General features: G+C 49.7%; 13 protein-coding genes. 1 reads left to right on the top strand and 12 read right to left on the bottom strand.

The genetic code is table 11. The features are described 5' to 3' along the window. Positions 1 to 60: 60 nt before the first annotated feature. Positions 61 to 201 (bottom strand): hypothetical protein, encoded by a 141-nt coding sequence (locus GC097_RS20015; RefSeq protein WP_171685069.1) that lies wholly within the window; start codon positions 199 to 201, stop codon positions 61 to 63. Positions 202 to 300: 99 nt separating this feature from the next. After that, positions 301 to 1,068 (bottom strand): glucose 1-dehydrogenase, encoded by a 768-nt coding sequence (locus GC097_RS20010; RefSeq protein WP_171685068.1) that lies wholly within the window; start codon positions 1,066 to 1,068, stop codon positions 301 to 303. A 164-nt stretch (positions 1,069 to 1,232) separates the two neighbouring features. Here GC097_RS20010 and GC097_RS20005 point away from each other — a divergent pair, with 164 nt between their 5' ends. Continuing rightward, positions 1,233 to 2,087: an alpha/beta hydrolase gene (locus GC097_RS20005; RefSeq protein ID WP_171685067.1), complete on the top strand. Its 855-nt coding sequence runs from the start codon at positions 1,233 to 1,235 to the stop codon at positions 2,085 to 2,087. 314 nt (positions 2,088 to 2,401) lie between these two features. On the opposite strand, the gene GC097_RS20000 is transcribed toward GC097_RS20005, so the two are convergent. The 10 genes from GC097_RS20000 to icmF all read right to left on the bottom strand — a co-directional run bounded on the left by GC097_RS20000 (position 2,402) and on the right by icmF (position 12,892). Further along, positions 2,402 to 2,662 (bottom strand): hypothetical protein, encoded by a 261-nt coding sequence (locus GC097_RS20000; RefSeq protein WP_171685066.1) that lies wholly within the window; start codon positions 2,660 to 2,662, stop codon positions 2,402 to 2,404. Between the two features lie 120 nt (positions 2,663 to 2,782). Then, positions 2,783 to 3,166: a hypothetical protein gene (locus GC097_RS19995; RefSeq protein ID WP_171685065.1), complete on the bottom strand. Its 384-nt coding sequence runs from the start codon at positions 3,164 to 3,166 to the stop codon at positions 2,783 to 2,785. Between the two features lie 14 nt (positions 3,167 to 3,180). Further along, positions 3,181 to 4,245 (bottom strand): rod shape-determining protein, encoded by a 1,065-nt coding sequence (locus GC097_RS19990; protein WP_171685064.1) that lies wholly within the window; start codon positions 4,243 to 4,245, stop codon positions 3,181 to 3,183. Positions 4,246 to 4,412: 167 nt separating this feature from the next. Beyond that, positions 4,413 to 4,763 (bottom strand): VOC family protein, encoded by a 351-nt coding sequence (locus GC097_RS19985; protein ID WP_171685063.1) that lies wholly within the window; start codon positions 4,761 to 4,763, stop codon positions 4,413 to 4,415. 135 nt (positions 4,764 to 4,898) lie between these two features. Beyond that, positions 4,899 to 5,753, bottom strand: a complete 855-nt coding sequence (locus GC097_RS19980) for a 3-hydroxybutyryl-CoA dehydrogenase (RefSeq protein WP_171685062.1) — start codon at positions 5,751 to 5,753, stop codon at positions 4,899 to 4,901. A gap of 23 nt (positions 5,754 to 5,776) precedes the next feature. Continuing rightward, positions 5,777 to 6,955, bottom strand: a complete 1,179-nt coding sequence (gene mmgA, locus GC097_RS19975; protein ID WP_171685061.1) for an acetyl-CoA C-acetyltransferase — start codon at positions 6,953 to 6,955, stop codon at positions 5,777 to 5,779. A 27-nt stretch (positions 6,956 to 6,982) separates the two neighbouring features. Next, positions 6,983 to 7,627, bottom strand: a complete 645-nt coding sequence (locus tag GC097_RS19970) for a 2-oxo acid dehydrogenase subunit E2 (RefSeq protein WP_171685060.1) — start codon at positions 7,625 to 7,627, stop codon at positions 6,983 to 6,985. A gap of 12 nt (positions 7,628 to 7,639) precedes the next feature. Then, entirely contained in the window at positions 7,640 to 8,620 is a 981-nt protein-coding gene (locus tag GC097_RS19965; protein ID WP_171685203.1) for an alpha-ketoacid dehydrogenase subunit beta, read from the bottom strand. Position 8,621: 1 nt separating this feature from the next. Then, entirely contained in the window at positions 8,622 to 9,632 is a 1,011-nt protein-coding gene (locus GC097_RS19960) for a thiamine pyrophosphate-dependent dehydrogenase E1 component subunit alpha (RefSeq protein ID WP_171685059.1), read from the bottom strand. Between the two features lie 23 nt (positions 9,633 to 9,655). Then, positions 9,656 to 12,892 (bottom strand): fused isobutyryl-CoA mutase/GTPase IcmF, encoded by a 3,237-nt coding sequence (gene icmF, locus GC097_RS19955; protein WP_171685058.1) that lies wholly within the window; start codon positions 12,890 to 12,892, stop codon positions 9,656 to 9,658. Positions 12,893 to 12,917: the final 25 nt, after the last annotated feature.

Here is a 12,917-nt window from a genome sequence, read left to right as displayed (position 1 = left end):
ATGCCTCCGCAATAAAAAAATGCCGCAAAGATTGCGGCATTCGTACTTATGATGCGTTGGTCATTCGTCGCTCGCTTCTAACTGTCCGTTTAGCTGGTTTGCATAAGCACGTATCAAATCATAGTCAAGCTCAAAATCCGATTCCGTCCTTTGCACAGCATCATCTTGCATTTCCAATTCGTTGCCTTCGCCGTTGTGCATGCTGCCAACCCCTTACCGTTGTTACGATTAGGATTACCTTTCTCAGCATACTTATCCATACAACAGACGATACAACACGAATGGTTGGGTACATGTCGTTTAATCTTCTGCGTAAATCATTTTAACCGTCATCCCGCCATCGATCGTCAGATTTTGGCCTGTAATGAAACCCGCCTTTTCGCTGGCTAAATAAAGACAAGCCGCAGCAATGTCGGCAGGTTTCCCTACTCGTCCGACCGGATGTTGGTTTTTATCTGCTTCGGAGTGCACCAAGCTCTCTCCTTGTTGCGAATAATGCCAATCTCTAACCTCAATCCAGCCTGGAGAAATCGCATTAACACGAATTCCATATCCGCCTAAGCTAATAGCCATCGCATGCGTTAGTGCGGAGATACCGCCTTTGGAAGCAGAATAAGCCTCTGTATTGGGCTCCGACATGTATGCGCGTGTAGACGAGATATTGATAATGGCTCCGCCTCTACCCTGCTCCTTCATTAAGCGTGCTGCTGCTTGCGAACAGAGAAAGGCTCCGCCTAGATTAACGGCGATGACCCTTTGGAACTGTTCGCTCGTGAGATCCAGGACATCCGTGTTATGAGCAATTCCTGCATTATTCACAATGACATCTAATCCGCCTAATTCGGTATCCGTCCTGCGTATCCATTGCCGGACTTCCTCTTCCATGGATACATCGATCTTCGTGAACAGCGCATCCTCTGTGTAAGGACGCAAAAGCTTGATCGTCTCCAAACCGGCTTCTTCGTGAATATCCGCGATTGAAATGCCGTATCCTTCTTGAGCAAAAGCAATCGCAATGGCGCGTCCAATGCCTTGACCTCCGCCGGTTATCGCTGCCACTTTTCGCATATCAAACACCTCATTTTCCATTTTCATCATTTTACCATACACACTTCATAGAAACATGTAAGACGTATCTGGTGGAGAGATATGTTTGAGAAGGAAGTTGGACTAGCGGTATGGAATTACTCTCTGTAAAATATCAAATCATTCATTTGGAGTGCTGCTCATTTATGACAACCTATTCAACCGACTTTCAAACATTTACTGCCCGGGACGGTGCAAAGCTGCCTTACCGATACTTCGAGGGTCCCTCCGATACCGTGCTCATTTTTTTACATGGCATAACGGAACCAAGCCTCTACCTTCGTGAATTTGGAAAGTATATATCCGAACAGAACCTGGCTACTGTTTATTTGCCGGATTTGCGCGGTTACGGAGACTCTCCTATTCGCCGAGGCGACATCGATTATGTCGGGCAGCTGGACGATGATTTGGAGGACTTATTCCGTTTCATCCAAACACGTCACCCGAATGCAGCTATTCTGTTCGGCGGACATTCCGCTGGAGGCGCTACTGCTCTGCGGCAAGCGATTCGCCCGATTCATGCGGATGTTCACGCATATTTGCTCATTTCCCCCGCACTTAGTCCTAATTCTCCGCTTAATCGCAAAGACGGCAACAACAATGAATCCAAAGTCAGCATTCCCAAATATGCGTTATTGATGGGACTTAACGCACTTGGCATCCAGCGGTTTAACGATACCGTCGTATACCGGCGACTCACGCCTCCGGAGAAACTCCACGGAACTGAATCGTGCAACCTAAGCTATCGCCTCGCCAAATCGCGCATGGTGGACAATCAATTCGAGAACTACTTACAGCGCTTAAACCCGTCTACGTTCGTATTTGTTGGCGAAGAAGATGAAGTATTCGATGCCCACGCCTATGAGCCGCTGTACAGCAAACATAGCTCTGCCCAGGTGCGCGTCCTCGCCGGTCACAATCATGATAAAATCGTAAAGACAAACGAAGCTTTTGTTATCGTAGCCGAATGGATGAGATCCGTGCGGAGGGAAAAGCTGTAAACCGCAAGTTCATCCTGCTTGAAGGGGGAATCTTTGTTTTACAGCGCCTGCTCTCTCCGCCTACATTAACATTGGAAATCGACGTCTCAGCTGACACAGCGGGGGGATCAGGGGTAGCGTTCATTTCGGTTCACTTAAATCCTGCAATTTCCTGCTGAGACGGCCTTTTTTTACCACTCAGCCGTCAAATGCGCGCCAATTATCAGACTGAAATAACTATAAAAAAATGACTTGAAAGTTCCCCCAGGAACTCAAGTCATTTACACATCGGAACGTTAGTGCAGTAACATTGGCAGCTAATCGTTCCCAACTCTTTAGTTATACGTTATCTTCAATCCTAGTTCCGCTGCACGGCTTAGTGCTGCTTCAGAGAACTTAGGTTTCTTATACTTTTGTTCAAATTCTTCCTTATCAAGCGGCATCCATTTGAAATCTTTGTTGAGATAAATCCATGTTTTGGTTCCCCAGTCGACGTGGACGGTCCGATTTGTTACTTTTTTAACAACCCCAATTTCAACGATAAATCCGGTTTTACCGAATAGTTTAGCACAGTATTTGTTAAGCATTTCGCTCACAATGACACCCCATTTCTCTTTACCTTCGATCTATTCTCTTATAAAACAAAGGTTATTGCAACCATGTCAGGTCTCCCCTTACACAAAAAAGACACCTATCATGGTGTCTATCTTGCATAATCACTTAACTAACGTTCGAAGAACCTGCAGGATTTCGCCTGCAACCTGCATCGAGCCATCCTCATCTTGATACTCATCACCGAAAGATGAACGAAACAACTGATCGATCTTTTTGCTAAATGCATGTATCTCCAGATCCTGCAGGTGTTTCGTCAAATAAATCGTAAGCGTTCGCGTCTCGCCTTCGTATTCGTCATCCGGACAGCCCAGCGCCAGCAGCTTGACAGGGTCCCATGCATCGATATGATGCTTGACGATCTCCATAATCGGCGTTGGATCATAAGGGAGTGCATTCAAATACGCAGTTTCTTTGATGATTTCCTTTTTGATACTCCAAAGCATATAGTTCATTTTCGTTTGCTCGGATACAGCTCTAAACTTCAATGGAAAAGCCTCCTTTATTGGACGCTTTCTTGATTCTCTGTCGTCAATTTGGTAGACTCTGTCATCCATTTGGCAGATCGCTCAATTATCGCCCCATTGAAGTTTAGCATTTTCCCTGTCCCTTGAGCAATACATGCCATCGGCTGTTCAGCTAAAAAAACAGGAACGCCTAATTCTTGTTGAAGACGCTTGTCCAGCCCATCGAGCAAAGAGCCGCCGCCACATAACAGAATTCCCTGTTCCATGACATCGCCGGCCAGCTCCGGAGGACATTTCTCCATCGCCAGTCGAATGCATTCCACAATTGAAATCATAAAATCATCTAATATTTCATAGATTTCTGCTGAAGAAATGGAAAGGCTTCGCGGCAATCCTTCCATTAAATCACGTCCCCGAATGTTCATCGTGATTTCCTTTACAGGCTTCACGACGGTTGCTACAGTCTTCTTAATTTCCTCTGCCGTTCTCTCGCCAATAACCATATTGTACGTACGTTTCACATAGTCAATAATGTCTTGATCGATCGACATGCCGCCACGCCGAATGGCTTCGCAGACAACAATGCCCCCAAGCGAAATAATGGCGACTTGACTCGTTCCGCCACCGATATCAAGAACCATGCTGCCTATCGGCTCTTCCACAGGAAGACCGGCGCCCATCGCTGCCGCTAAAGGTTCTTCCACCGTAGTTGACCGCCTTGCTCCTTTATGTACGATCATTTCCTCAACAGCCCGCTTCTGTACATTCGTAATTCCGCATGGAACCGAAATCAATACATGAAAGCTGCGGAAAAAATTGTAGCCTTTTCTTATTTTGCCAATAAAATATTTAAGCATCGCTAAGGTCATATCAAAATTAGCAATAACTCCATCCTTTAACGGATAGATGACCTCCACATTTGCAGGCGTTCTTCCAATCATATCATAGGCTTCTTGACCGATAGCTTTGATTTCCCCTGTATCCGTTTGAATGGCGACAACAGATGGCTCTTGCAGCACAATACCTTTTTTTTGCTGATAGATCAGCGTATTACAGGTGCCCAAGTCCACACCGAACAGTTCTTCCAATCTCTTTAACATGACTCGCTCCTTCTCGCTGTTTATTCGACGATGCCCCTAGTAGCGTGTTTATTTAAAATGATTATGACTAACTGCATCTGTATACTTGTTCGCATGGCAAGACCATTCTACGGGGGTAAACTCAAAAAAAACGCTCAATAGATTAATCCCAGCTCGCTTGTTTTCCCTTATTTATGCTCAATTAATCCTATGCCATTCCCTACGGGATCCACTAAATAAGCAAGGTGAAAATGATCAAATTCCATCTTGTTTCTTACAAGTTGAGCACCGGATTCCACGGATTTGCGTATCGCTTCATCTATGTTCTCAACCTCAATTTGAATTCTAATTCCGTGCGGATAGTCGCTTGGTCCCTTGGAAATACCGCCATTGATGCCTGGCTTATCCGCGTCCCCTGTCGTAACCGGAGAATAGCCCCAATTGGACGCCCCGATTTCCCAGCCGAAAACAGAAGCATAAAAACTCGCCGCACGTTCAGGATCTTGACTATTCATCTCAAATAAGACAACTCGTCCCACTTCATTCATCCCCCTAAATTGGAATTTATATCCACATAATACCAAACATTCGTTCCCATGTAAACAACCTAAACAAATAAAAGGGAACCGAGGTCCATTATTGACTAGTTCCCCCTCTAGTACATAGTAGTTCCTTTAACTCGAGTAAGTATAAAATCCCTGCCCCGATTTACGTCCTAATCGACCGGCTTTCACATACTTGCGCAGCAGCGGACACGGCCGATACTTCGAGTCTTTAAATCCCTCATAAAGAATCTCCATAATCGATAGACACGTATCCAACCCGATAAAATCCGCTAATTCCAGCGGTCCCATCGGATGGTTCATGCCGAGCTTCATCACTTTATCAACCGATTCCACAGAGGCCACGCCTTCATACACGGTAAAAACGGCTTCATTAATCATCGGCATCAGGATACGATTGGACACGAATCCCGGAAAATCATTGACTTCGACCGGTATTTTCCCCAAACGCTCACTCAGTCCGCACACAACCTCAAACACTTCCTGGGACGTCTCCAGCCCACGAATCACTTCAACCAACGGCATAACCGGCACCGGATTCATAAAATGCATCCCTATAACTCGCGCCGGCCGGCCCGTCACGGCGGCAATTTCCGATATAGGCAGCGAAGACGTATTCGTCGCTATAATCGTATGAGGCGGGCAGATCCCGTCCAGCCTGTGGAACAGCAATACTTTGAGCGCCATATTTTCCGAAATGGCTTCAATGACGAGATCCGCCTGTTCCGCCAACTCTATGAATTCAGTTGGTTGTATGCGCCTCAAAATCTCCTTCATGCCATCTTGCGTTAGCTTGCCTTTCTCAACACTCCGGCTTAGCTGTTTATCGATCGATAGCATGCCCCTCTTCAGAAATTCCGGGGAAGTATCATGCAGCAGCACCTGCAAGCCTGATGCTGCTGCTACCTGCGCAATCCCGCTCCCCATTTGCCCTGCGCCAACGACCATGATGGTCTGTATGTTCATAGACTCGCTCCCCTCGCCCTTATTCACCCATCCACCCGAATGAGAATGGCATCGCCTTGCGCAGCCCCGCTGCAAATAGCGGCTATGCCATAGCCGCCACCAATCCTGCGCAGCTCATGGATTAACGCAAGCAGAATCCGGCCACCGCTTGCGCCAATGGGATGTCCTAATGCAATGGCACCCCCTCGGACGTTAACGAGTTCCGAATTCCAACCGAGCAATTTTTCACTGGTCAACAAGACAGCGGCGAACGCTTCATTTACTTCAAATCGGCTGATTTGATCCAGCTTCATACCGGTTTGACGCAAAAGCTTTTGAATCGCCAAAGCAGGCGTAACCGCAATATACGGCGCTCTTTCCCCTACGCTCGCATGCCCTACAATCGTAGCAAGCGGGCGTATGTTTTGGGCCAGCGCTTTCTCCATGGACATGACAACCATAGCCGCCGCACCATCGTTGACGCTTGGCGCATTGCCTGCTGTAATCGTTCCGCCCTTCACTAACGCCGGCAATGCGGCAAGCTTTTCCAAGCTCGTATCGGCTCGCGGACCTTCGTCTTGATCCACCCACACGCTGCCTGATTTGGTCTGCACCTCAATCGGTACAATTTCCTCCGCCAAATAACCTTTATGCCTCGCCTCAAGCGCCAAAGAATGACTGCGCAGCGCCCATTCATCCTGCCCATGGCGGCTTATGCCGAACTCTTCGGCAACGCTATTGCCGTGAACGAACATTTGTACATGTTCGAACGGACACATCAAACCGTCATGAATCATCAAGTCAAAAGCTGTCTGATTCCCCATGCGCGCTCCCCAACGGGTGCTTGGCAGTAAAAAGGGGGCGCTGCTCATACTCTCCATCCCCCCAGCAACAATCGCTTCTGCACCGCCGGAGCGGATGATTTGATCGGCTAGCGTCACACTGAGAAGCGCCGATGCGCACACTTTATTGATCGTTTCCGCAGATACGCTCCAGTCAAGACCCGCGAACCGTGCGGCCTGACGCGCGGGATTTTGTCCTGCTCCTCCTTGCAGCACCATGCCCATGATGACTTCTTCAACCATCGACGGCTCTAACGAAGAACGCCGAATCGCCCCCCGGATGGCACTCCCGCCTAGAACGACAGCAGGGACATCCTTCAATCCGCCTCCGAATTTACCAAACGGTGTACGGGCTCCTCCGACAATAACGCTTTCTCTCATAGGTCACTCCTCCATAGGGCAGAAGCTTCAGTAGATCGCCGTATCTTGGTTATATTTTTCCAGATCATGTTTCACCCGCTGCAGAAATCGCCCGCAAATCCTGCCATCCAGGATACGATGATCGAATGAAAGGCAGATGTTCGCCATCGATCTGATCGCAATCATCTCTTGAACCACGACGGGCTTCTTCACGATCTTCTCAAAAGTGAGCACAGCAGCTTGCGGGGGCTGAATGAGGGGATAAGAAAGCATAGACCCATAAGCGCCCGTATTATTGAAAGTAAAATGGCCTCCTTGTATGTCTGACAACTGTATTTCGCCGTTCCTAGCGCGATTGACGAGTTCATACAGCTCAATCGCCAAACCTGCGATGGACTTGCGATCCACATGGCGAATTACGGGTGCGATGACTGAATCCCCCGAACCGATCGCGATGGAGACATGCATATGTTTATTGACGGCAATGCCTTCCGGGGTCCACGATGCATTTAGCAGAGGAAACTCTTTTAATGCGTTCACGATCCCTTTCAGCACGAAGGAGGAGAGCGCAAGCGGCACGCCTTCCGACAATAAGAAAGCGTCTTTCAGCCTATGACGCAACGCGACTAGGTTGCTGACGTCCACCTCCGTCATCAGCCACGCATGGGGAATTCCCGTGTCCTTTTGCGCCATATGAATCCTCCTCTATATTTCCGCTAGCTGGCGCATCGCTTCTTTTACCGTGTCTACATTTGGCAAATAATACTTCTCTAACGTCGGTGCCATGCCGACAGGGGGAATATCCGGAGGGCAGCATCGCATAATGGGGGCATCCAACTCATACAGCAGCTGTTCCGCCAACATAGCCGAAATTTCCGCTCCGATGCCTCCTGTCTTATTATCCTCGTGGACGATTAAGATTTTCCCGGTTTTTGCCGCCGCCTCAAAAATCGCGGGTTGATCGAGCGGGTGCAACGTTCGCAAATCAAGCAGGTGCGTACTGACCCCTTCCAATTCCAGTTCAGCCGCTGCTTTCAGGGCATGGTGAACGGATAACCCGTAAGCGATGACTGTTATGTCCGTTCCTTCCCGCCGTGTAACCGCCTTGCCGATCGGTACGATATAATCTTCTGCAGGAACTTCATCCGAAACAGAAAGATAACATTTCTTATGCTCGAAAAAGAGCACGGGATCATCGTCCCTAACCGCTGCTTTCAATAATCCCTTCGCGTCATAAGCCGTTGACGGCGCGACGATTTTGAGCCCCGGCGTGCCAAAGAACACTGATTCCGGGCACTGCGAATGATACAAACCGCCGCCGCCCGTTGCGCCGTAAGGGGCGCGAATAACGATTGGGCAATGCCAGTCGTTGTTGGAGCGATAGCGGATTTTTGCGGCTTCGCTAATAATCTGATTGGTCGCCGGGAAAATGAAATCGGCAAATTGAATCTCCGCGATCGGCCTCATACCGACCATCGCAGCTCCAATTGCGACCCCTACGATGGCCGATTCGGAAAGCGGCGTATCGAGCACCCGTAGCTCGCCGAACTTGTCGCGCATACCCTTCGTCGCGTTCAGCACGCCGCCTTTTCCGATATCCTCGCCAAGTACAAAAACGCAGTCATCCCGCTCCATTTCCTCGGCCATCGCCGATCGAATTGCTTCCAAATAGGTGAGGATCGGCATCTCACACATCACCCCCATCTTTCCCGTACACATGCCGCAGCACGTCCTCCGGTGCCGGATATGGCGATTTTTCAGCATATTTTGTAGCTTCATTCACTTCTTTCGCAATATTCTCTTGCAATGCGCGATCCAGATCGTCGCTGAGTACATCACATTCCATTAAATAACGCCGAAAGCGCCCGACACCGTCCTGTTCCTTATGGTAATCTACCTCTTCCTTCGTCCTGTAAAGCATATCGTCATCAGCCGTGGAATGAGGCGGGATTCGATACATCATGGCTTCAATCAACGAAGGTCCGTATCCGCGGACGGCCCGCTCTCTTGCTTCTTTGACTGCCCGATACACCTCCAGCGCATCATTGCCGTCTACACGTTGACCCGGAAAGCCGTACCCTGCAGCGCGATCAACGACACGTCCGGCTACCTGCCGATGAGCAGGAATGGAAATCGCATAGAGATTATTTTCACACAGAAAAATGACGGGCAGCTTGAACACCCCGGCGAAATTAAATGCCTCATGTACATCGCCTTGATTGCTTGAACCTTCGCCAAAGGTCACGAATGCGACGTGCTCCTCCTTTCTCATCAGCGCGGTGAGCGCGATTCCTACCGCATGGAGCACCTGCGTAGCAACAGGACTTGAGCCGGATACGATATGGAGCTTTTTATATCCGAAGTGACCGGGCATTTGCCTGCCTCCGTTAATATCCTCCGCTTTAAACAGCGCTGCCAGCAGCAGCTCCTGAACCGTCATGCCAATCGTTAGAACAAAGGCGTAATCCCTGTAATAAGGAAGGAAATAGTCCTGCTGTTTATCCAAGGCAAACGCTGCCGCCACTTGAGCCGCTTCTTGGCCGATACTGGAGATATGAAAAGCGGTCTTGCCTGACCTCTGCAGCAAGGTTGCGCGTTCATCGAATTTTCTCGCTTTCAGCATGTAGGTATACATCTTCAGCACGTCATCGTCCGATAAACCCAGCTGGTGATGCCTGAGATTGTGCTGAGAAGACATTGTCATTCCTCCTCGTCCCTTTTTTACATGTTTCTGCGATACTGCCCTCCGACTTGATACAGCGCACGTGTAATTTGTCCCAGACTTGCAACCTTGACAGTTTCCATTAACTCAGCAAAAATATTGCCGCCAGAAAGTGCTGCTTCTTGAAGCTTCGCTAAGGCCGCTGGTGCAGCTGCATGATTCCGTTCCTGGAATTCCCGGAGATGAACGATTTGCTGATCCTTTTCAGATAGCGCAGCCCGCGCAAGCGGAATATTCATGGCTCCCTCAGGCGGGTGGGGATTCAGAAACGTATTGACGCCAATAATCGGCAAGTCGCCTTGATGTTTTTTCATTTCGTACAGCATGGATTCATTCTGAATTTTGCCCCTTTGATATTGCGATTCCATCGCGCCGAGCACGCCCCCCCGATCGCTAATCCGTTCCAGCTCTTGCAGAACAGCTTCTTCGACCAGGTCCGTCAATTCCTCAATGAGGAATGAGCCCTGCAGCATGTTTTCGTTTTTGACAAAACCAAGCTCCTTCGTAATGATTAACTGTATCGCCATCGCCCGGCGAACTGATTCCTCCGTAGGTGTCGTTACCGCCTCATCATAAGAATTCGTGTGCAGCGAATTGCAGTTGTCGAGCAGCGCCATCAGCGCTTGAAGGGTCGTTCGGATATCATTGAAATCCATTTCCTGCGCATGCAGCGAGCGCCCTGAGGTTTGTATGTGATATTTCAGCTTTTGACTGCGATCGTTCCCGCCATATTTGTGTTTCATCGCTGCTGCCCATATTCTGCGCGCTACGCGCCCAATGACTGTGTATTCCGGATCCAGCCCATTGCTGAAAAAGAAGGACAGATTCGGGGCAAAGTCATCGATCAACATCCCACGGGACAAATAGTACTCCACATACGTAAAACCGTTAGCCAGCGTAAAAGCGAGCTGTGAAATCGGGTTCGCCCCAGCCTCCGCGATGTGATAACCCGAGATGGAAACCGAATAATAATTACGCACTTCCTGATCGATAAAATATTGCTGAATGTCGCCCATCATCCGGAGCGCAAATTCCGTGGAAAAAATGCAGGTGTTCTGTCCCTGATCCTCTTTCAAAATATCGGCCTGCACCGTCCCCCTTACCGATTTCAGCGTTGTCCTGCGTATTTCGGCCGCCTCCAGGCTGGTCGGCGCTCTCCCGCTGCTCTGCGTGAAACGCGCTAATTGATCATCCATCGCCGTATTCATATACATCGCCAAAATAATCGGGGCAGGACCATTTATCGTCATCGAAACGGACGTCATCCCATCGCATAGATCAAAACCGGCATACAGCTTTTTCATATCGTCCAACGTGCAAATGCTGACGCCGCTTTCGCCGATTTTCCCATAAATGTCTTGCCGTTCATCGGGGTCCTCGCCGTACAGCGTGACGGAATCAAAGGCCGTGCTGAGACGTTTTGCTTGATCATTTTGAGACAAATAGTGAAATCTCAGATTCGTGCGCTGAGGCGATCCTTCACCTGCGAACTGACGTTTGGGATCCTCTGCCGTTCGTTTGAAAGGAAATACGCCGGCAGTATACGGAAATTCGCCAGGCACATTTTCGCGGTAGAGCCATCGAACAATATCCCCGGCATCCCTGAATTTCGGCAGGCTGATTTTCGGGATATCCAGTCCCGATAAGCTTGTCGTGGTAAGCTCGGTAACGATTTCCTTATCGCGCACACGGGTGACGAACGATTTGCCCGCGTATTGTTTTTGACGTTCGGGCCATTGCGTAAGCATGCGAAGCGTATCTTTGTGCATCCGATTCTCGTAACTCAGCTTAAGAGCTTGCAGCGCAGCTAAGCTTTCACCCGAAGCTTGCTCTTGCCCAAGGGCAGCAATAGCTCCATCGATCCGGTAGCAGGCGCTCGCAAGCTCTGCCTCTTGGTTCGAAAAAGCATGATACGACCGGACGGTCTGTACGATTTCACCTAAATAACGCGTGCGATCCGCCGGAATGATGACGTGAGTTTTCTGATGCGCAGCGGACGGTAAGCGATTCACCGGCCACCCAAGCGCACATTTGCGGTTCAAAGTATCGATTAATGCTGCGAATAACGTATCCACGCCGACATCGTTAAATTGACTGGCCATCGTGCCATAGACCGGCATCGCTTCGTAAGGCTCATCGAATCTTCCGTGATTTCGCTGCACCTGCTTCTGCACATCCCGAAGCGCGTCCGCCGAGCCTCTCCGGTCGAATTTATTTATCGCCACCAAATCCGCGTAATCGAGCATATCGATCTTCTCTAATTGCGAAGGCGCACCGAATTCGCTGGTCATGACATAGAGCGACACATCGGCAAGCTTCGTAATCCGGTGATCTCCTTGACCGATTCCGCTCGTTTCGATGAGCACCAAATCAAAGCCCGCCTCCTGGAGAACTTGAATGGCCGGGATTAGCGCAGCGGACAGTTCGTTGCCCGATTCCCGCGTTGCCATGCTGCGCATATACACACGGTCGGAATGTACAGCGTTCATGCGAATCCGGTCTCCAAGCAAAGCTCCCCCGCTTCGCTGCTTGGTCGGATCGACCGACAGAATGGCGATCGTTTTATCGGGGTATTGCCGGAGGAACCGCTGCACGATTTCATCCGTTAAGGAGCTTTTGCCCGCTCCTCCCGTGCCGGTAATCCCCACAACCGGGCATGCGGGCACTTCGGCTTGCAGACGATTCTGCCCTTTAAACGAGCTTCCCTCCGGAGCTTCACAAGCGAGTTCTGCCGCTGTAATACGCTTGGCAAGCAACTTGTGATCCTTCCCTGCTTCGACAACTGCTCCTCCCTGTTTCAAATCAGCAACCGTACAGAAATCGCATGCCTTCATCATGAAAGCAATCATCCCTTGAAGCCCCAGTTCTCTGCCATCGTCCGGTGAAAAAAGGCGCGTAACGCCATAATCATGAAGCCGTTTGATCTCGGAAGGCAGAATAACGCCGCCTCCGCCGCCAAACACCTTGATGCCTGCGGCCCCTTTTTCCCGCAGCAAATCCATCATATACGTGAAAAACTCGACATGTCCGCCTTGGTAGGAAGAAACGGCAATGCCCTGTACATCCTCCTGAATGGCCGCCTGCACGATTTCCTGGACAGACCGGTTATGCCCAAGATGGATGACTTCCGCTCCGCTGGCTTGAAGGATTCGACGCATAATCGTTATGGACACATCATGCCCGTCGAATAGCGCGGAGGCGGTGACGAATCTTATTTTATGCTTGCCGGATGACACCGCTGCACCTCCTTCCCTCGGAGTG

This window comes from Paenibacillus planticolens, assembly GCF_013141725.1.
In the GTDB taxonomy this organism is placed as follows: domain Bacteria; phylum Bacillota; class Bacilli; order Paenibacillales; family NBRC-103111; genus Paenibacillus_E; species Paenibacillus_E planticolens.
Note: the sequence above shows the minus strand (reverse complement) of the source record. Positions and strands in the feature narration are given on the sequence as shown.

Coding starts and splice junctions, on each gene's coding strand:
- GC097_RS20005 (WP_171685067.1), top strand. CDS start 1,233: ATGACAACCTATTCAACCGACTTTCAAACATTTACTGCCCGGGACGGT.
- GC097_RS19970 (WP_171685060.1), bottom strand. CDS start 7,627: ATGGCGCAAAAGGACACGGGAATTCCCCATGCGTGGCTGATGACGGAG.
- GC097_RS20010 (WP_171685068.1), bottom strand. CDS start 1,068: ATGCGAAAAGTGGCAGCGATAACCGGCGGAGGTCAAGGCATTGGACGC.
- mmgA (WP_171685061.1), bottom strand. CDS start 6,955: ATGAGAGAAAGCGTTATTGTCGGAGGAGCCCGTACACCGTTTGGTAAA.
- GC097_RS19990 (WP_171685064.1), bottom strand. CDS start 4,245: ATGTTAAAGAGATTGGAAGAACTGTTCGGTGTGGACTTGGGCACCTGT.
- GC097_RS19965 (WP_171685203.1), bottom strand. CDS start 8,620: ATGCCGATCCTCACCTATTTGGAAGCAATTCGATCGGCGATGGCCGAG.
- GC097_RS19960 (WP_171685059.1), bottom strand. CDS start 9,632: ATGTCTTCTCAGCACAATCTCAGGCATCACCAGCTGGGTTTATCGGAC.
- GC097_RS19980 (WP_171685062.1), bottom strand. CDS start 5,753: ATGAACATACAGACCATCATGGTCGTTGGCGCAGGGCAAATGGGGAGC.
- GC097_RS20015 (WP_171685069.1), bottom strand. CDS start 201: ATGCACAACGGCGAAGGCAACGAATTGGAAATGCAAGATGATGCTGTG.